Source organism: Burkholderia sp. Se-20373, assembly GCF_017104705.1.
Classification (GTDB): Bacteria; Pseudomonadota; Gammaproteobacteria; order Burkholderiales; family Burkholderiaceae; genus Burkholderia.
This window is the reverse complement of the sequence record NZ_JAAGPH010000145.1, coordinates 1-18905: the sequence shown is the minus strand read 5'-3', so window position 1 is coordinate 18905 and position 18905 is coordinate 1. Positions and strand designations below refer to the sequence as shown.

The window sequence follows — 18905 nt, the reverse complement described above, 5'->3', positions numbered from 1 at the left end:
TTGCCTGATGACCATAGCGAGTCGGTCCCACCCCTTCCCATCCCGAACAGGACCGTGAAACGACTCTACGCCGATGATAGTGCGGATTCCCGTGTGAAAGTAGGTAATCGTCAGGCTCCCTAAGCCAGAAACCCCCGCCCGAAAGGCGGGGGTTTTTGCATTTCGGCGGCGGAAATGCGCGTCGACCATCCATAGATGGCCCAACAATGGCCGACGATGAGCGATGTTTGTCGAAAATGGCCGGCAATTGACAAGTCTGGACGAAAGCCCTCTAGACCATCCACCGGTCCTTCGACACGTTGCGCCAACGTGATCGCCGGCGCACACAACAAACTCAGCGCCAAATCGTCATAAAAATCTATGCGCATAAAGTCCATTCGCGCGACATGCCCGGTAGAGCGGGGTGCAAGCCCTTCGGGGTAATATCGCGATTCATCCCGATTCCCGGCGCTTCCACACATCTGCTGGCAGTCGGTGTTCCCCGTATTCCGTCTCCCGCACCGTTCATGACTGACAACCCTGCCCAAGGTGGTCGGACGACCGACTTCTTGCCGTATCTCGTCGCCGCAACGTTCTTCATGGAGTACCTCGACACGACCGTGATCGCGACCGCGCTGCCGCAAATGGCGCGCTCGTTCGGTGTCGGGCCGAATGCGCTGAGCCTCGGGATGACGGCCTACATGCTGGCGCTGGCAGTGTTCATCCCGATCAGCGGCTGGATCGCGGACCGCTATGGCTCGCGCACGGTGTTCGCCAGTGCAATCGTCGTCTTTACCGGTGCGTCGGTGCTGTGCGGGTTGTCCGAAGGTGTCGTGACATTCACCGCTGCGCGCCTGCTGCAAGGCGTCGGCGGGGCGATGATGGTGCCGGTCGGGCGCATGATCGTCGTTCGCAGCACCGAGAAGGCGAAGCTGATGCGCGCGATCGCGACGATCACGTGGCCAGGCATCGTCGCTCCTGTCGTCGGGCCGCCGATCGGCGGCTTCATCACGACCTATGCATCATGGCGGTGGATCTTCCTGCTGAACGTCCCGTTCGGCATTGCCGCACTGGTCTGCACCTGGCTGATCGTCCGGAACACGCGGGCCGACGAGCAACGGCCGCTCGACTGGGTTGGCTTCGTGCTCGCCGGGGGCGCGCTGACCTGTCTGCTGATCGGCACCGAAGCGGCCGGCCAGCAGGACGTCCACTTTACGCGCGCAGCCGTCCTGGTGGGCGCGAGCGTGATGTTCGGCATCGCCGCCTGGTGGCATGCGCAACGTTGCGCGCATCCGCTGCTCGACTTCACGACATTGAAAGTGCCGACGTTCTCGGTGACCGTGATCACCGGGTCGATCACGAGGATGGCCATCAATGCCGTGCCGTACCTGCTGCCGCTGCTGTTCCAGATCGGTTTCGGGCTGTCGCCGTTCCAGTCCGGCCTGCTGCTGCTCGCGAGTGCGCTCGGCAATCTCGGGATGAAGGCGGGAACGTCGTGGATTCTCGACCGCTATGGCTTTCGGCGCGTCGCACTCGTCGACGTGACGATAGTCGGCCTCTTCACAATCGCATGCGGCTGGCTGACTGCATCGACGCCACTGGCGATCACGCTGTTCGTCGTATTCGTCTACGGACTGACGCGGTCGATGCAGTTCACGACGCTCGCGACGCTTGCCTATGCGGATATCCCGGCCCAGCAGACAAGCGCGGCCAGCACGCTGTGGAGCGCCGCTCAGCAGATGACGATCGGGATGGGCATTGCGTTCGGTGCGTTGTCGCTTCGACTCGCGGCATGGGTAAGGGGCGATGCGGTCGGCATGCACTACGTACTCGACGACTTTCGCTGGGCGTTCGTCGCAGCGGGCGTCCTCGCGTTGCTGACGTTGCCGGGATACGCACGGCTCGCCTCCGATGCGGGTGATCGATTGCGGGCGAATGTGGCGCGCGGGTAGGTCGGGTTCCCATCGATTTTGTGTCGCGACAGGTGAGTGCTTCTGCTTCCTGTCGCTCACTTGAAACGTCGATCCGACGAGTCGCGACGGTCTGGCGCGAATCGAAAGCGATCATCTGCCGGATTGGATGGATGAACTGGTCGCGCGCTGATGTCCGTTTGCAAAGAATCCGGATGGGTAACGAGCGATTGGCACGCCGGATGCGCGGCATTTCCCGCACAAATCCGTCTGCGTGACGGATGGCCTGCGAGCATCGTGCGTATTCCGCTCGCCGTCACTGAGCGTCATGGAAGATGATGCCGACCGTGTGGCGATGGCCGCTCCGAATCCGGCTGACGCCGTGGCGCAGGTTGACGCGATAGACGCCGCGCGTTCCCTGCACGGGCCTGCCGTGCACGGCGAAGATGATGGCGTCGCCTTGTGTCAGCGGCACCACTTCCGCGCGCGATTGCATGCGTGGTCGCTGTTCCGTCAGTACGAACTCTCCACCTGTGAAATCGCGGCCGGGCGCCGATAGCAGGATCGCGACCTGGAGCGGAAAGACATGCTCGCCATACAGGTCCTGATGGAGGCAGTTGTAGTCGTCGACGCCGTACTGCAGGATCAGCGGCGTCGGTCGCGTCTGTCCTGCTGCATGGCAGCGCGCGAGGAAGACCGCGTGGTCTGCCGGATAGCGGACGTCGATCCCGAGTGCCGTGTTCCAGCGATTCGCGATTGGCGCGAGATGCGGGTAGAGCGTCGCACGCAGCTCGGCGACGACCGCGGGGAGCGGATACGCGAAATACTTGTATTCGCCGCGACCGAACCCGTGCCGCGCCATCACGACGCGCGAGCGATAGAGTGCATCGTGTGGATAGAGTGATGCGAGCGTCGCGCACTCGCTTGCCGAGAGCAGGCCCGGCACGCGCGCGCATCCGTGGCGACCGAGATCGGCATCGACAGTCGTCCAGTCGATCGCGTCGATGCGTTGCGCAATTTCCAGTGATTCGACGGCAGGTTGCAGGTCGGCAATGTTCACGGACATACCTCGGTTCGTCAGCAATGTGGCGCCATGCAGCGGTGCGGAATGCTTCGGGCACGTCGTCCGCACGGTTGAGTCCACGGTAAATGTTGATGAGCTCAGTCTACGGATGTCGATGCGCCGGCGCGCTCCAGATCTTGCGCTTCAATTCGGGAAAGAAAGAGGGTGAGCGTTCGCGACGGCATGGACGCACCGAATGCCTCGACGAGTCGAATTGGAGAGACGGAGAGACGGGACAGCGAGCGACAAGGGTCGAATCTTCTCCAGCAGGTAGCCGGCTCCGCCCGGCCACCCGCTGCATCACCGCTTACGCCACCGACCGGAACAGCCAATAGAGTCCGCCGGCAAGCACGATCGACGCCGGCAGCGTCAGCACCCACGCCAGCACGAGGCTGCGCACCGTGCCCCACTGCAAGCCCGATCCGTTCGCCGCCATCGTGCCTGCGACGCCCGACGACAACACGTGCGTCGTCGACACCGGTAATCCGTACACGTCGGCCGCGCCGATCGTGAGCATCGCGACGAGTTCGGCCGATGCGCCCTGTCCGTACGTCAGATGCTGCTTGCCGATTTTCTCGCCCACGGTCACGACGATCCGTTTCCAGCCCACCATCGTGCCGAGGCCCAGTGCAATCGCGACCGCCACCTTCACCCACGTCGGAATGAACTTGGTCGCGTGGTCGAGCTGCTTGCGATAGTTGTCGATCGCGAGCTTGTCGTCGGCGGCGAACGCGGGCTGACCGGACTTCTCGATCAGGCGGATGGCTTCGGATACCAGATACATCGTGTTGCGCACGTTGTCGACGTCGCGTTGCGGCACGGCCGCCATCGAGCCCGATGTACCGACCGCGGTCGCGAGTGACGCGGACAACTGCCGTACGGCGGGGATCACGGCCGGCGTCAGTTCGCGATGCTGTACGTAAAGCTCGACGTCGGCACGCGGGTTCGCGGACGGTGCAACGCCGTTCGTGTACTTCCCGAACGTCGCGGCTGCCTGGTTCGCGACCGCCACGAAGGTCTGCGTCTCGGCCGGCGTGACGGCCTTGTTCAGCGCATAGGCAGTGGGCACCGTGCCGATCAGGATCAGCATGATGAGCCCCATCCCTTTCTGGCCGTCGTTCGAGCCGTGCGCGAACGACACGCCCGTGCAGGTCAGGATCAGCAGGCAACGAATCCAGAACGGCGGCGGCTGGTCCTTCGGCGGCTCCTTGTACAGCTCCGGAATCCGTACGAGGGTTTTCAGCACGAGCAGCAGCAGCGCCGCACACAGGAAGCCGACGAGCGGCGAGAGCAGCAGCGACTTGCCGACGCCGAGCGCCTGGCCCCAGTCGACGCCGCTGGTGCCGGACGGCCCGTGCATCAGCTGGTTCATCAGCCCGACGCCGATGATCGACCCGATCAGCGTATGCGAGCTCGACGACGGTAACCCGAAATACCAGGTCGCGAGGTTCCATACGATCGCGGCGATCAGCAGCGCGAACACCATCGCGAAGCCCGCACCGCTGCCGACCTGCAGGATCAGCTCGACCGGCAGCAGTTGCAGGATGCCGAACGCGACGGCGCCGCTCGAGATCATCACGCCGAGGAAGTTCCACAGGCCGGACCAGATCACCGCGACGTTCGGTGTCAGCGAGTGCGTATAGATCACGGTGGCCACCGCGTTCGCGGTGTCGTGGAAACCGTTGACGAATTCGAAGCCGAGCGCGATCAGCAGCGCGGCGCCGAGCATCAGGTACGGGAACAGCGATCCTTCGCGCATCGGCGACAGATCGTCGAACAGGTGCGTGGCGATATAGACCGCACCGATCGCGAGCACCAGCAGGAAGACGGCATAGCCGAGCTGCTTGGTACGCTCGACGGAACCCGAATTGTTCGGGGCAGACGAAGCAGGCTGATTCATGACGGTATCTCGTAAGGGAACCGCGACCGATCCTAGCTTCGGCTAGCAGTCAGTTTGATGACAGCAGGGACAACGAGCGGCGTGTCTTGCAGCGGCGTAAGGTGAACGTCGCCAGGCAATTGCGATACGACGCGACCCATCGGCTCGTGTCGTGGTCGATATCGCGAATGCAATACGGCAGGCGGTTAGGTCGCAGCGTCGCGCCGATCTTCGTCGGCGATCAATGTCCATCCGTGCGGCGACGCAGCGAAAGTCGTGCACGACAGTGGTGCGACGTCGATGCGGATGGCCGCGCCGGAATCCATTCGCAGCGCATGCGCGACGGCCGCACGAACGATCGGCGCATGCGTGATGGCGACGATGTCGCCGCCGTGTTGCAGCGCGTTCAACCATGTGCCGACGCGGCGCATCGCGGCATCGAACGATTCGCCGCCGTGCGGCGACGCGGCGGGATCGCCGATCCACGCGCCCAGTTCGTCAGGCAGGTCGCGCGCGAGGTCGTGCAGCCGCTTGCCGCGCCAGTTTCCGTAGTCGATGTCGCGCAGCGCGTCATCGATGGCGGCACGCAGGCCGAGCGCATCGGCGGTCTGCACCGCGCAGCGGGCCGGGCTGCACAGCACGCGCGCGCTGGTCACGCGTGCCCACCGATCGTGCAGCGCCGCGGCGTCGGCGAGCCCGTGCGCGTCGAGCGGGTCGTCGTCGGGAAACGTACCGGTGCGCATTGCCCGGGTCGAGGCGTGTGCGATCAGGCGCAGCGAGGCAGGCATGTTCATGTCGTTGTTCGGATGATCCGGGACGAGTGAATGCGATCGCCCGTCGCCGCTTCAATACGCGAACGTTCGCGCGTACAATTCGCCCGATACGAAACGCGGAAGCCGGTGCAATCCCGGCGCGGTCGCGCCACTGTAACCGGTGATCCATGATCCCGGAAGCCAGACCTGCCTTCGTACCCATCCAACATTTGTCGGGGCGCGATTCCCCTGAGGTGCATCCATGAGCGAAGCAGTGCTGAAGCCGGCGGTCGTGCCGGCACCCATCCCCGTCCGCGAACTGTTGCCGTGGGCCGTGTTCGTCGGCCTGATCCTGCTGCTCGCACTGTATTTCGTCGGTGCGGAACAAGGCGCGACGTCGCTGGTGCCGGGCATGTATGTCCACGAGTTCGTCCACGACGGCCGCCATCTGCTCGGCTTCCCCTGCCACTGACGCGGAGTTCACGATGGTCGGAAAGCTGCTCATGCGCGGGATGCTCGCAGGCATCGCCGCAGGCCTCCTCACGTTCGGTTTCGCGAAAATCGTCGGCGAACCGCAAGTCGATCAGGCAATCTCCGTCGAGGAAAAAACCGAAGCCGCCCGAGGCGAAGCACCGGAACCCGAACTGGTCAGCCGCCACACGCAAGCCGGCCTCGGTCTGCTGACGGGTGTCGTGACCTACGGCGCGGCATTCGGCGGGCTGTTCTCGCTCGTCTTTGCGTATGCGTATGGCCGAGGCAGCCGCCTCCCGGCACGGCCGCTGGCTGCGTGGCTCGCGCTGGCGTCGTTCGTCGCGCTCGTGATCGTGCCGAACCTCAAGTACCCGGCCAATCCGCCGTCGGTCGGCGACCCCGACACGATCGGCTATCGCACGGGGTTGTTCTTCCTGATGATCGCGATCTCGGTCGCGACGATGGTGTTCTCGGTCAGCGTGCGCCGCCATCTGCTGGCGAAGCTCGGGCAGTGGAACGCGTCGATCGTCGCCGGGCTCGTGTTCGTCGCGATCATCGCGGCCGTGCAGGTCGGGCTGCCGTCGGTCAGCGAGTTGCCGGCCGATTTCCCGGCGGCCTTGCTGTGGAAGTTCCGCGTGGCGGCCATCGGCATGCAGGTGATCATGTGGACGACGATCGGCCTGCTGTTCGGTGCGTGGGTCGAGCGCGGCGAACGCATCGGCATGCGCGCCGCCTGACGCACATCGCAACGAAGCGCGCCTGGCGCAGCATGCGCGGCGCGCCCCACGTCGATGCGCGCGCCTGCGCGACGAACGCGGCCAGATAGTCGATCGACGAGACCGCGCTGCGCGAAGGGCTGCCGCTGCGCCGCACGCAGTGGGGCGAATACCTGAAGTGGGCGGTCGAATCGTTCCGCTTCACCGCGAACGGCGTGCAGGAATCCGAACGAAATCGGGCCGGGCGTGTACGACATCCATTCGCCGAACATCCCATCCCGACGCGGGAGCACATCGTCGGCCTGATGAAGAAGGCGGCCGAGCGGATTCCGGCGGAACGCCTGTGGGTGAACCCGGACTGCGGCCTGAAGACGCGCCGGTGGGCGGAAGTGATTCCGGCGCTGACGAACATGGTCGCCGCCGCGAAGACGCTGCGCAACGCGGTGCGGTAACGCGCGAAGGGTGCGTGCCGGCTGCCGCGATCGATGGTCGGGCGGGGCGGCCGGCGGCGTGATGCGTTCCGTGACGGGCTGGCCCGGTGTCACGGGCAGTGCGTGATCATGCGTGCTCGTGTTCGACGGGGCCCGCGAGCGTCTCGGGTGATGGCGTCTCGGCAATGATGCGGCGTTCGCGTGCGAGGTCGAGCGACCGCGACAGCAGCCAGTACGCAGTACCCGCGACGACCAGGCCGACGAGCCACGCGATATCCACGCCGCCGAGCAGGCGCGCGAACGGCCCGACGAAAATCTCGCGGTTCGCCTCGGCGTCGAAGATATAGAAGAACGGCACCATCGCCGCGAAGCCGACGAGGTAGGCGACGATGCCGCGCGGTTGCCACGCGCCGTAGAGCCCGTTCGGCACGAAGAAGTGCGCGATCGCATAGTGACCGCGGCGCACGAAGAAATAGTCGACGAGATTCACGGCGGTCCACGGCACGAGGAAGTAGAGCATCAGCGTCAGGAACGTCTGCAGCAGCGCGATGCCGTTGCCGCGGATCGCGAATACGCAGGCCAGCACGAACGTGCTGATCGCGATGATCGATGCCACGCGCGCGCGGCGCGTCGGCCGGATCGGCACGATCGAATCGGCGGCGGTCAGTACGGTCAGCATCGCGCTGTACGCGTTGAGCGCGATGATCGGCAGGAAGCCGACCAGCGAGACGATCGCGATCAGCTTGCCGAGGCCCGGCATGAGCGACGTGCCGACGTCGTTCATCGCGACCAGCGCATCGGCCGCATGCAGCTTCTGCGCGAGCCACGCGCCGAGGCCGATCATCCAGGTGCCCGACAGCGATGCGCCGGCGAAGATCACGGCGATCAGCTTCGCACGGCTCGTGTTTTTCGGCAGATAACGCGAATAGTCCGACACATACGGGGCATATGAAATGTTGTAGCTCGCGGCGATCGCGAATTGCGTGGCGAACGCGATCCAGTTGAAGCCCGGCGCGGCAACCGGTGCAACGGTGGCGGGTGCCGGCGTCACATGGCCGAACGCGAGCGCGAGTGTCACGAGCGCATAGAGCGGCAGCGTCGCGATCAGCGCCCACGTGAAAGTCCGGTGCATCAGGTCATGGCCGTAGATGGCGAGCAGCGCGCCTGTCGTCACGGCGGCGACGGCGACGAAGCCGCCATCGATGCCGAATACGTTGTGCACGCCGTCGACCATCAGCGACACGTTGACGACATTGAAGCCGACGAACACGAACAACGTCGCGAGCAGCGCGACGATCACGCCGCGATAGCCGAACTGCGCGCGCGACTGGATCATCTGCGGCAGCCCCATCTCGGGCCCCTGCGAGCCGTGAAACGCCATGAAGATCGTGCCGAACATGATCCCGAGCGCGCCCGCGAGCGTCGTCCAGCCGGCGGACAGGCCCATGCCGGGCCCGACGAAGCCGATCGAGATCGTGAAGAAATGGAAGTTGCCGAGGAACCAGAACGGCCCCTGGCTGGCGAGCTTCGCGTGGCGCTCGTGTTCGGGAATGTAGTCGATCGAGTGGTGCTCGATCGCAAGGCCGGCCGATTCGGTGCGACCGAGATCGAGCGTGTCGGGGCGGGTCATGACGATTTGTCTCCTGGGTCGTGCGCGGCTCGGCAGGGCGACCGCGTGCGCCAGCCTGCCGCGACGTCTGCGTGGCAAGCGATGAATAGTGTGGAACCGGGCGGCGGTGCGACGCACCGCCGAGGCGCACAACGAAAAACGGGCAGGCGAGGGGCCTGCCCGTTGCGAGCGGTTACGCGGTGCGTGCGCCGCGCGGCAGCGGCGTTTCCTTCCGGTTCGCCACGCCCGCATCGTCGATGCTCACGCGGCGCGAGATCAGCCACACACACAGCGACGACAGGATCGCGGCGCTCGTGTACTGGAGCGCGAGCGGCCACCATTGCGGCGCGGTGTTCTGCGCGATGATGGTCGCGACGAGCGGCGTGAGGCCGCCGGCGAGCGCGCCGCACACCTGGTACGCGATCGAGATCGCCGTGTAGCGGATGCGTGCGACGAAGATGCCGCTGACGAAGCCCGCGACCACCGAGTAGTAGCCCGATTCCGCGAGCGTCGCGAGGCCGACGCCGACCGTGATCGACAGCGGCGTGCCCATGTGCACGAGCGGCAGCATGACGAACGGGACGATCGCGGCCCATGCGCCGGTGATCAGCAGCACGCGCGTGGTGCCGAAGCGCTGCGCAAGGAACGCGGCCGCGAGCTGCACGACGAACTGCAGCACGGCAACGATCGTCATGCAATGCAGCACCATCGACCGGTCGAGCGACAGGAACTGCGTCGCGTAGCTGATCATGAAGATGTTGCTGAAATACACGCCGGCGATGCCGTACACGTTCGCACCGATCGCGAGCAGCAGCAGCGGCCAGTACTTGAGCGCCTCGCGCAGCGGCTTTTGCGCGATGTTGCCGCTCTTCCTGACTTCCTCGAACTCGGGAGACTCGGACACGCTCGCGCGGATCACGAAGCCGACGATCAGCAGTACGGAGCTTGCCAGGAACGGCACGCGCCAGCCCCAGCTCATCATGTCTTCCTTCGACAGCGTGCTGATCGCGCCGAACGCGAGCATCGACAGGATCAGGCCGCTCGCGCTGCCGAGCTGCGCGAACGACGCGAAGAACGTACGCTTGCCTTCCGGCGCGTGCTCGCCCGCGAGCAGCACCGCGCCGCCCCATTCGCCGCCGACCGCGATGCCTTGCAGCACGCGCATCAGCACGAGCAGGATCGGTGCGATCACGCCGGCTTGCGCATGAGTCGGCAGCAGGCCGATCGCGACGGTCGACACGGCCATCAGCATCAGCGTGGCGAGCAGCGAGCGCTTGCGGCCGAAGCGGTCGCCGAGGTAGCCGAACATCACGCCGCCGAGCGGCCGCGCGAAGAAGCCGACCGCGAACGAGCCGAACGACGCGAGCAGGCTGATGAAGCGGTTTTCGCCGGGGAAGAACAGCGGCCCGAACACGATGGCGGCGGCGGTCGCGTAGCTATAGAAGTCGTACCACTCGATCGTGGTGCCGACGAACGACGCGAGCGCCGCCCGCTTGGGTTGCTTGACGGAAGTCCCCATCTTTATGTGTGCTCCTCTGGATCCTCTGATTTGGAATAGGTGGCGGCGCGGGGATCAGTCGCGGTACGCGACGCCCGGCAGCACGCACAGCAGCTCGTACGCGAGGTTCGCGCCGAGCAGCGCCGTGGTGCCGAACGGGTCGTACGGCGGCGCGACTTCGACGAGATCGCAGCCGACGATGTTCAGCCCCTTCGCGCCGCGGATGATCTCGAGCGCCTGCGGCACCGTGAGGCCCGCGATTTCCGGCGTGCCGGTGCCGGGCGCGTAGGCCGGGTCGATGCCGTCGATGTCGAAGCTGATATAGACGGGCGTGTCGCCGACGCGCGCGCGCACTTCTTCCATCAGCGGCGCGAGCGACTTGTTCCAGCATTCCTCGGCCTGCACGACGCGGAAGCCCTGCTCGCGGCACCAGTCGAAATCCTCGGCGGCGTAGCCGGTGCCGCGCAGGCCGATCTGCGTGACCTTGTCGCCGTGCAGCAGGCCTTCCTCGACCGCGCGACGGAACGGCGTGCCGTGCGCGATCTTTTCGCCCATCATCGTGTCGTTCACGTCGGCGTGTGCATCGACGTGGATCAATGCAACCTTGCCGTGCTTGCGGTGGATCGCGCGCAGGATCGGCAGCGCGATCGTATGGTCGCCGCCGAGCGTGATCGGCTTGCAGTCGTGCTCGAGGATCGCGTCGTACGCCGCTTCGATGCGCGCGATGGAATCGTGCAGGTTGTACGGATTGATCGCGACGTCGCCGATGTCGGCGATCTGCAACGAATCGAACGGGGCGGCGCGCGTGGCCATGTTGTACGGGCGCAGCAGCACGGATTCGGTACGGATCTGGCGCGGGCCGAAGCGCGCGCCGGTGCGGTTGGAGGTGCCGAGATCGAACGGCACGCCGACGAAACAGGCGTCGAGGCCTTCGGCGCTCGCCACGTGCGGCAGGCGCATCATCGTCGCGATGCCGCCGCAGCGCGGCATTTCATTGCCGCCGAGCGGCTGGAAATGGGTGTGGTCGTTCATGGGGCTGTCTCTTCCGATGTGGGGTTGCCGTATCATGCGACGCGGCTTGACGCACAGTTTTACGCGCTCGGCCCGCAAAGAAGAATGCGAAGATATCGACGTAAACATCGATTTTCATCGATGTATGGAAGGGGATGAACGTGCTGGGGAATCTGTCGACCCTCGATCTGCGGTTGATCCGCGTGTTTCTCGCGGTCACGGACGCAGGCGGCGTCTCGGCCGCGCAGGCGGTGCTGAACGTCGGGCAGTCGACGATCAGCGCGCAGCTTTCGTCGCTCGAGACGCGGCTCGGCTACCGGCTCTGCGAGCGCGGCCGCAGCGGTTTCCGGCTCACGCCGAAGGGCGAGCGGTTTCACGCGATGAGCCGCAAGCTGCTCGCCGCGCTCGACGAATTCGGGATGGCCGCGCGGCACATGGACCGCCAGCTGGTCGGCACGCTGCACATCGGCCTGATCGGCCATACACCGGTGAGCCAGAACGCGCGGATTGCCGAGGCGATCGCCGCGTTCCGCACCCGCGACGAGGCGGTGCGTTTCTCGATTTCCGTGCGCGCGCCGGGGGATCTGGAGGAGAAACTGCTGAGCGACGAGATCCAGATCGCGGTCGGCTACTTCTGGCACCGGGTGCCGTCGCTGCACTACACGCCGCTGTTCATCGAGCGCCAGGTCGCGTACTGCGGGCGCGGCCATCCGCTGTTCGACGGCGCCGGCGCGCTGACGCCGGCCGACGTCGCGGGCTTCGAATGGGCGTGGCGCTCGTATCCGCTGCCCGAAGCGCAGATGTCGACGACGCCCGACCGCGTGACCGCGACCGCCGACAACATGGAGGCCGTCGCGCTGCTGATCCTGTCCGGCCACCACCTGGGCTACCTGCCGCAGCACTTCGCGGCGCCGTACGTCGCGCAGGGGCTGCTCACGCCGCTCAATCCGGAGCAGTTGCGCTACGACGTGACGTTCCACATGGTCGTCGCGCGCAACGGGCGCGGCAATCCGCTCGTGGAAGCGTTTCTCGAGGATCTCGAACGCGCGCACCAGCCGCCCGACATTGCATAGGCTGCCGGCCTCAACAATGTGGGCGAGTGTTGCCGCGGTGGGGCCCGACGCAGTCCACATCGATCGGCGTCGACGTGACGAACCGAGGCGCGCCGGGTGCGGCTAGCGCGTACCGGCCGCCCACCGGCATCACGGCACCGGCAGCCCCGCGTCGTGCTTGACCTCGCGCAGCGACAGCGCCGATTCGATCGACGTCACGCCCGGCAGCATCCGCAGCGATTCGCGCAGGAACGTGCCGTAGTCGTCAAGGTCGCGCGCCACGACCTGCAGCAGATAGTCGGCTGTGCCCGCCACGTTGTGGCACGCCAGGATCCGTTCGATGCCAAGGACTTCCCGCTCGAAGCGGTCGGCGGTCTTGCGATCGTGCGTCGCGAACCGCACGAGCACGAATGCGACGACGCCGAAACCGAGCGCCTGGCGTGACAACTGCGCGCGGTAGCGCTCGATGTAGCCGTCGCTTTCGAGTCGCTTCAGGCGCCGCGCGCAGGGCGTCTCGGAAAGACCCACGGAATCGGCGAGGCGCGCGATCGGCAGGCGGCCGTCGCGCTGCACCGCGGCAAGAATGGCACGGTCGGTTTTGTCGAGTTCGGTCATGTTGGTGGAATCCTTTTATGGATTTCATGATTGTGGCGGATTCCCCTAGAGATCGCCAATCCTGAACCAAAGATGGCCAATAATCCCTCGCCCTCTGGCGGCAATATATCGTCGTAAGAGGACAGGGGCAGACCATGATTTCCACGCATTTGCTGTTGATTTATCTTGCCGCGCTGGCGGCCATTTACGCGGTGCCGGGGCCGGACATGGCGCTGGTGCTGCAGACCAGCATCGGCCGCGGCGTGCGGCCGGGGATGGCGGCGGCGGCTGGCCTGTCGCTCGCGCGCACCGCGCACGTGACGCTGTCCGCCTGCGGCGTCGCGGCGCTGATTCGCAGCGCGCCGTGGCTGTACGAAGTGATCCGCTACGGCGGCGCGCTCTATCTCGCCTATGTCGCGATCCAGGTGTTCCGCTCGCCCGTATTCGCGCTCGGCGACGGCGATGCGGCGGCGGCGGGCGCGCTGCGCCAGTCGTTCGTGAAGGGCTTGCTCACCAACCTGCTGAACCCGAAGGCGCTGCTGTTCTGCTCGGTGCTGCTGCCGCAGTTCGTGCGTCCCGAGGCCGGGCCGGTCGTGTTGCAGATGTTCGAGCTGGGCGCGCTGCTGGTGGCGGCCGGCGTGTGCTTCGACCTCGCGTGCGTGTTCGGTGCGTCGCGGATCGCCGCATGGATGCGCGCGCATCCGCTCGCGCAGACGGTGCAGCGCTGGACGTTTTCCGCGGCGCTGATCGGCTTCGCGTTGCGCCTGTCGATGGACTGAGACCCGATGCGGCGTCGCGCCGGCGCAGGTTGCGCGGTGCGTTGCCGCACCCGATGCAGGCCGTGCGCAACGCCGGCCCGTGCGTGCGCCCCGTCGCGGAAGGGCGTGCGCGCAAATCGTCTGACTGTTCTAAACTCCCTGTAACTTCGCGCTGCGCGAACCCGACCGACCGAACGGAACCGTCTCCCGCCGGCCCTGTCCGATTTCCTGGCTGTTCCGTGCAACGCGGTACCAAGGAGGGTCTGAACATGGCTAGGCATCTTCACGCCGACCGTGAACCCCGAATCGTCGCCGAGTCCAAGTGCCTCGGCCCGTGCGATCCGGCAGAACGCATCCACGTCACGATCATGTTGCGGCGGCAGGAAGAAGGGCAACTCGATACGCTGCTTCACCAGCTCGCTACCGGCGACGCGCAAGCGAAACCGGTGTCGCGCGCCACTTTCGCGCAACGCTTTTCCGCCAATCCCGACGATATTCGCAAGGCCGAGGACTTCGCGCATCGCCATCAGCTGACGGTCGATCGCGTCGATCCCGTTGAAAGCGTCGTCGTGCTGTCCGGCACGATCCAGCAGTTCGAAGCCGCGTTCAGCGTCAAGCTCGAGCGCTTCGAGCATCGGTCGATCGGCCAGTATCGCGGCCGCTCCGGCCCGATCGCGCTGCCCGACGATCTCGGCGATGCCGTCACGGCCGTGCTCGGCCTCGACAGCCGCCCGCAGGCGCGGCCGCACTTCCGGCTGCGGCCGCCGTTCAAGCCCGCGCGCGGCGGCGCGGCGGGCGTCACGTTCACCCCGATCCAGCTGGCATCGCTGTACGGCTTCCCGGCCGGCGACGGCGCCGGGCAATGCATCGCGATCATCGAGCTCGGCGGCGGCTACCGCGCGGCCGACATCCAGCAGTATTTTCGCGGGCTCGGCATCACGACACCGCCGACGCTCGTCGACGTAAACGTCGGCACCGGCCGCAACACGCCGACCGGCGACCCGAGCGGCCCGGACGGCGAAGTCGCGCTCGACATCGAGATCGCCGGCGCGATCGCGCCGGCCGCGAAGATTGCCGTCTACTTCGCGCCGAACAGCGACGCGGGCTTCATCCAGGCCGTCAACGCGGCCGTCAGCGACACGACCCACAAGCCGTCGGTGATCTCGATCAGTTGGGGCGGCCCGGAGGCGATCTGGCAGGCGCAGTCCGCGCAGGCGTTCAACCGCGTGCTGCAGGCGGCCGCCGCGCAGGGCATCACGGTGTGCGCGGCATCGGGCGACAGCGGTTCGGGCGACGGGTTGCAGGACGGCGCCGATCATGTCGACTTCCCCGCCTCGAGCCCGTACGTGCTCGGCTGCGGCGGCACGCAGCTCGACGCGCTGCCCGGGCAGGGCATCCGCAGCGAGGTCACGTGGAACGACGAGGCGGCCGGCGGCGGCGCGGGCGGGGGCGGCGTCAGCACGCTGTTCGACCTGCCGGCGTGGCAGCAGGGGCTCACCGTCACGCGCGCCGACGGCAGCCGCACACCGCTCGCGAAACGCGGCGTGCCGGACGTGGCCGGCGACGCGTCGCCGCAGACCGGCTACGAAGTGTCGATCGCGGGCACGGCCACGGTGATGGGCGGCACGAGCGCGGTCGCGCCGCTGTGGGCCGCGCTGATTGCACGGATCAATGCGGCGGCGAGTGCGGCGGCGGGCGGTGCGACTGCCGGCTGGATCAATCCGGTGCTTTACAAGAATCCGGGTGCGCTGCGCGACATCACGCAAGGATCGAACGGTACGTACGCGGCCGCGCAGGGCTGGGATGCGTGTACGGGCCTCGGCAGCCCGAACGGCGCGCAGCTCGCCGCGATCCTGACGCGCAAGCCGTCGAGCTGACGGCCGCGGGATACGTCTTTCCGTATGGCGCGGGCTTCCTTGTCCGCGCCTTTTTCTCACCTCCAGGAGCAGCACGATGGGCATCGATTCCGCATCTTCCGGCGGCGTGTATCCGCTGCATCACGGCGACCACAACTCGCATGGCGTGCCGCCGACCATCAACCCGGTCGCGCTGAGCCACGGGCGCGACCAGCCGTTCTTCGATCCGGTCGCGTACGGCAATGGCCCCGACGACTCGGTGACCGACACGACCGAGGCGGCCGCGATCACGCATCACACGATCCTGATCGACGGGAAGCGCATCGCGTACACGGCGACGGCCGGCCACCTCGTGACGGTCGATCCGAGCAGTTCGCAGCCGGCCGCGAAGCTCTTCTACGTCGCGTTCACGGCCGACGGCGCGAAGGAAGAAACGCGGCCCGTGACGTTCTTCTATAACGGCGGGCCGGGCTCGTCGTCGGTGTTCGTGCTGCTGGGCTCGTTCGCGCCGAAGCGCATCAAGACGTCGATGCCGGGCTTCACGCCGCCCGCGCCGTACCAGATGGAAGACAACCCGGACAGCATGATCGACCACAGCGACCTGGTGTTCATCAACCCGGTCGGCACCGGCTATTCGGCGGCTGTCGCGCCGAACAAGAATCGCAACTTCTGGGGCGTCGACCAGGATGCGGATTCGCTGAAGCAGTTCATCAAGCGCTACCTGACGAAGAACAACCGCTGGAATTCGCCGAAATACCTGTTCGGCGAATCGTACGGCACCGCGCGCAGCTGCGTGCTCGCGTACAAGCTGCACGAGGACGGCGTCGACCTGAACGGCATCACGCTGCAATCGTCGATCCTCGACTACCGGCAGGCCGGCAACCCGGTCGGCGCGCTACCGACCGCGGCGGCCGATGCGTGGTATCACAAGAAACTCGGCGTCACGCCGGCGCCGACCGATCTCGGCGCGTTCGTCGAGGAAGTCGCGCAGTTCGCGCGCACCGACTACCTGACCGCATTGCGCAACGTGCCGCATGCCGACCCCGCCGCCGTGAAGAAGCTGTCGCAATACACGGGCATCGACACGGCGACGCTGCAGACGTGGGGGCTCGACATTGCGGGTTACAACGCGCGCGGCAATTCGCTGTTCCTGACGACGTTGCTGCAGGCACAGGGGCTGGCGCTCGGTTCGTACGACGGCCGCGTGACCGGGATCTCGTCGGGCATCGCCGGCAAGATCGACCCGAACTCCGGCGGCAACGATCCGACGATGACGGCCGTGACGGGCGTCTATACGGCAATGTGGAACAGCTACCTGAACGAGCAGTTGAAGTTCACGTCGAGTTCCGCGTTCACCGACCTGAACGACCAGGCGTTCCAGAACTGGGATTTCCACCACACCGACCCGACCGGCGCGCAGCAGGGCATCGATGCGCAGGGGAACGTGATCCTCTACACGGCCGGCGATCTCGCGGCGGTGATGGCGTTGAACGTCGACCTGAAGGTGTTGTCGGCGAACGGCCTCTACGATTTCGTCACGCCGTTCTACCAGACCGTGATCGACCTGCAGCAAATGCCGCTCGAGGATCAGAAGGTGCGGCAGAACCTGTCCGCGCGTTTCTATCCGTCGGGGCACATGGTGTATCTCGACGGCGGCTCGCGCACCGCGCTCAAGCGCGATCTCGCGGCGATGTATGACGCAACGGTCAGCGATACGGGGGCGCGGATGCGGATTCGTGCGCTGCAGGCGACGAAGACGGGCGGGCACGCGTAACGGTGCCTGTCGGCAGGGCGCCGCGCGCAGCCATGACGGTGCGCGCGGCGTTTTTTTAATCTGGGCGGCTTACGCGGCCGGCCAGTCGAACATCGTGTACGGCAGCGCGCGCTTGTGGCGCGAACCGTCGTAGAAGCGCAGCACCGTTTCGTACACGTGGTCGGCGACGGGCTTGCCTTCGAGGAAGTCGTCGATCTCGTCATAGGTGACGCCGTACGCGTGCTCGTCGGGGCGCAGCGGGCGCAGTTCCTCGAGGTCGGCGGTCGGCACCTTCATCACGATCAGTTCGTCGCCGCCGAGCGCACGGGCCACCGCACGCACGCGACGCTTGCTCAGCCCCGCGAGCGGCAGGATGTCCGCGCCGCCGTCACCGAACTTCGTGAAGAAACCCATCAGCGATTCGGCCGCGTGATCGGTGCCGATCACGATGCCGCGCCGCGCGCCGGCCACCGCGTACTGCGCGATCATGCGCTCGCGCGCCTTGACGTTGCCGTGCACGAAGTCCTGCTGGGCCGGCGTCTCGAACGCATGGCCGGACGCGACCAGCGCGGCGAGCATCGCGTCGGCGGCCGGCTTCACGTTGACGGTCAATTCCTCGTCCGCGCGGACGAACGCGAGCGCGCGCTGCGCATCGGCTTCGTCGTTCTGCACGCCGTTCGGCAAACGCATCGCGATGAAGCGCGCATCGTAGCCGCCCGCGCGCAGCTTTTCGACCGACAACTGGGCGAGCCGGCCGGCCGTCGACGAATCGACGCCGCCGCTGATGCCGAGCACGTAGGTCCGCAGGCCGGTCGAACGCAGGTATTGCGCGAGGAACTCGACGCGGCGGTCGATTTCGGCCTCGGCGTCGAAGTGCGGGGCGACGTTCAGTTCGGCAATGATCGCGCGTTGGCGGCTGGCGTAATCGGCGGATGTCATGAAAGGAGTTCCGGAACGAAATCAAGGCGCCCATCATAAGCGCAATCGCGGCGCGGCGCCGCGCCGGGCGTGCGATCCGGCGATTTCGCGTTGCTTCGGCGAGACGGGCCGCATCGCCGTGGTGCACGGTGCGCCGGGCGGGTGCAGCGATGCCGTGTAACGGGCGTTCGCGCGGCCGGTATTCGATGCGCGTGGCGGCTGGTGTGGGCGCGGCTGCATGGCGCCCTCACACGGTCGGCCGCGTCAGCGCCGCGCGAGCACGACGCCTACCAGCGCGAGCGCGAAGCCGGCGAGCTGGATCGCCGCGAGCGTCTCGCCGAACAGCCAGTAGCCCTGCAGCGCGGCCAGCGGCGGCGCGAGGAACAGCAGCGACGTCGCGCGTGCGGCGTTGCCGCGCCGCAGCATCCACATCAGCATCGTGACCGCGCCGCCGGACAGGAACACGACGCCCCACACGAGCGACACCCACAGCGCCGGCGCGCCGATCCAGCGCGTCTCGTGCAGCAGCGCGACGAAGATGGCCGCGACGATGGCCGCACCGAAGTTCTGGATGGCAACCGCCGTGCGCAGGTCGCTCTGCGCGAGCTTGCCTTTCTGGTACAGCGAGCCGGCGGTGATCGACCCGACCGCGAGA

The 18905-nt window shown here is 66.6% G+C and carries 16 protein-coding genes, 1 rRNA gene, 1 pseudogene and 1 riboswitch; of the genes and pseudogenes, 9 read left to right on the top strand and 9 right to left on the bottom strand.

Annotated elements, in window-relative coordinates; genetic code table 11:
* Positions 1-3 precede the first annotated feature (3 nt).
* Both rrf and G3N96_RS31620 read left to right on the top strand, forming a co-directional pair.
* Positions 4-116 (top strand): 5S ribosomal RNA (gene rrf / locus G3N96_RS31625).
* Positions 117-506: 390 nt separating this feature from the next.
* On the top strand, positions 507-1931 hold the full coding sequence (locus G3N96_RS31620) for a DHA2 family efflux MFS transporter permease subunit (RefSeq protein WP_124584955.1): 1425 nt from the start codon (positions 507-509) through the stop codon (positions 1929-1931).
* A 274-nt stretch (positions 1932-2205) separates the two neighbouring features.
* Here G3N96_RS31620 and G3N96_RS31615 read toward each other — a convergent pair whose 3' ends face one another.
* From G3N96_RS31615 to G3N96_RS31605, 3 genes are all read right to left on the bottom strand, one after another.
* The gene (locus G3N96_RS31615) at positions 2206-2949 is read right to left on the bottom strand and encodes a 2OG-Fe(II) oxygenase (RefSeq protein ID WP_206139627.1); all 744 of its coding nucleotides are present in this window, start codon (positions 2947-2949) and stop codon (positions 2206-2208) included.
* A gap of 310 nt (positions 2950-3259) precedes the next feature.
* Positions 3260-4852, bottom strand: coding sequence for an inorganic phosphate transporter (locus G3N96_RS31610; RefSeq protein ID WP_206139626.1), 1593 nt, complete (start codon positions 4850-4852; stop codon positions 3260-3262).
* A 185-nt stretch (positions 4853-5037) separates the two neighbouring features.
* On the bottom strand, positions 5038-5625 hold the full coding sequence (locus G3N96_RS31605; protein ID WP_124584951.1) for a histidine phosphatase family protein: 588 nt from the start codon (positions 5623-5625) through the stop codon (positions 5038-5040).
* Positions 5626-5670: 45 nt separating this feature from the next.
* Positions 5671-5813, top strand: a riboswitch (cobalamin riboswitch).
* Between the two features lie 32 nt (positions 5814-5845).
* On the opposite strand from G3N96_RS31605, the gene G3N96_RS31600 reads away from it, so the two are divergent.
* From G3N96_RS31600 to G3N96_RS31590, 3 genes and pseudogenes are all read left to right on the top strand, one after another.
* Positions 5846-6055, top strand: a complete 210-nt coding sequence (locus G3N96_RS31600; RefSeq protein ID WP_006488502.1) for a CbtB-domain containing protein — start codon at positions 5846-5848, stop codon at positions 6053-6055.
* A gap of 13 nt (positions 6056-6068) precedes the next feature.
* Positions 6069-6791, top strand: coding sequence for a CbtA family protein (locus G3N96_RS31595; protein WP_124584949.1), 723 nt, complete (start codon positions 6069-6071; stop codon positions 6789-6791).
* 92 nt (positions 6792-6883) lie between these two features.
* Positions 6884-7222 (top strand): annotated as a pseudogene (locus tag G3N96_RS31590) (5-methyltetrahydropteroyltriglutamate--homocysteine S-methyltransferase); the annotation flags it as partial.
* Between the two features lie 106 nt (positions 7223-7328).
* On the opposite strand, the gene G3N96_RS31585 reads toward G3N96_RS31590, so the two are convergent.
* The 3 genes from G3N96_RS31585 to speB form a co-directional block, all read right to left on the bottom strand.
* Positions 7329-8831 (bottom strand): cytosine permease, encoded by a 1503-nt coding sequence (locus G3N96_RS31585; protein ID WP_206139625.1) that lies wholly within the window; start codon positions 8829-8831, stop codon positions 7329-7331.
* A 172-nt stretch (positions 8832-9003) separates the two neighbouring features.
* Positions 9004-10329 carry an MFS transporter gene (locus G3N96_RS31580; protein WP_206139624.1) on the bottom strand — a complete coding sequence of 442 codons (1326 nt, stop codon included), beginning with the start codon at positions 10327-10329 and terminating at the stop codon, positions 9004-9006.
* A gap of 54 nt (positions 10330-10383) precedes the next feature.
* Positions 10384-11340 (bottom strand): agmatinase, encoded by a 957-nt coding sequence (gene speB, locus G3N96_RS31575; RefSeq protein ID WP_011353980.1) that lies wholly within the window; start codon positions 11338-11340, stop codon positions 10384-10386.
* Between the two features lie 140 nt (positions 11341-11480).
* Between speB and G3N96_RS31570 the strand changes: the two genes are divergently transcribed.
* On the top strand, positions 11481-12392 hold the full coding sequence (locus tag G3N96_RS31570; RefSeq protein ID WP_043181461.1) for a LysR family transcriptional regulator: 912 nt from the start codon (positions 11481-11483) through the stop codon (positions 12390-12392).
* A 129-nt stretch (positions 12393-12521) separates the two neighbouring features.
* Here the strand turns inward: G3N96_RS31570 and G3N96_RS31565 are convergent, their stop codons facing one another.
* Positions 12522-12986: an Lrp/AsnC family transcriptional regulator gene (locus tag G3N96_RS31565; protein ID WP_039339739.1), complete on the bottom strand. Its 465-nt coding sequence runs from the start codon at positions 12984-12986 to the stop codon at positions 12522-12524.
* A 134-nt stretch (positions 12987-13120) separates the two neighbouring features.
* Here G3N96_RS31565 and G3N96_RS31560 point away from each other — a divergent pair, with 134 nt between their 5' ends.
* The 3 genes from G3N96_RS31560 (at position 13121) to G3N96_RS31550 (ending at position 17353) form a co-directional block, all read left to right on the top strand.
* On the top strand, positions 13121-13744 hold the full coding sequence (locus G3N96_RS31560; RefSeq protein ID WP_206139623.1) for a LysE family translocator: 624 nt from the start codon (positions 13121-13123) through the stop codon (positions 13742-13744).
* Between the two features lie 248 nt (positions 13745-13992).
* Positions 13993-15600, top strand: a complete 1608-nt coding sequence (locus tag G3N96_RS31555) for a S53 family peptidase (RefSeq protein WP_124584941.1) — start codon at positions 13993-13995, stop codon at positions 15598-15600.
* A gap of 76 nt (positions 15601-15676) precedes the next feature.
* Positions 15677-17353: a peptidase S1 gene (locus tag G3N96_RS31550; protein WP_089426691.1), complete on the top strand. Its 1677-nt coding sequence runs from the start codon at positions 15677-15679 to the stop codon at positions 17351-17353.
* A 69-nt stretch (positions 17354-17422) separates the two neighbouring features.
* Here G3N96_RS31550 and nadE read toward each other — a convergent pair whose 3' ends face one another.
* Together nadE and G3N96_RS31540 are read right to left on the bottom strand one after the other, a co-directional pair.
* On the bottom strand, positions 17423-18271 hold the full coding sequence (nadE, locus tag G3N96_RS31545; protein WP_206139622.1) for an ammonia-dependent NAD(+) synthetase: 849 nt from the start codon (positions 18269-18271) through the stop codon (positions 17423-17425).
* A 243-nt stretch (positions 18272-18514) separates the two neighbouring features.
* Positions 18515-18905, bottom strand: a 391-nt coding sequence (locus G3N96_RS31540) for a DMT family transporter (protein WP_206139621.1), incomplete at its 5' end; no start/stop codon positions are given.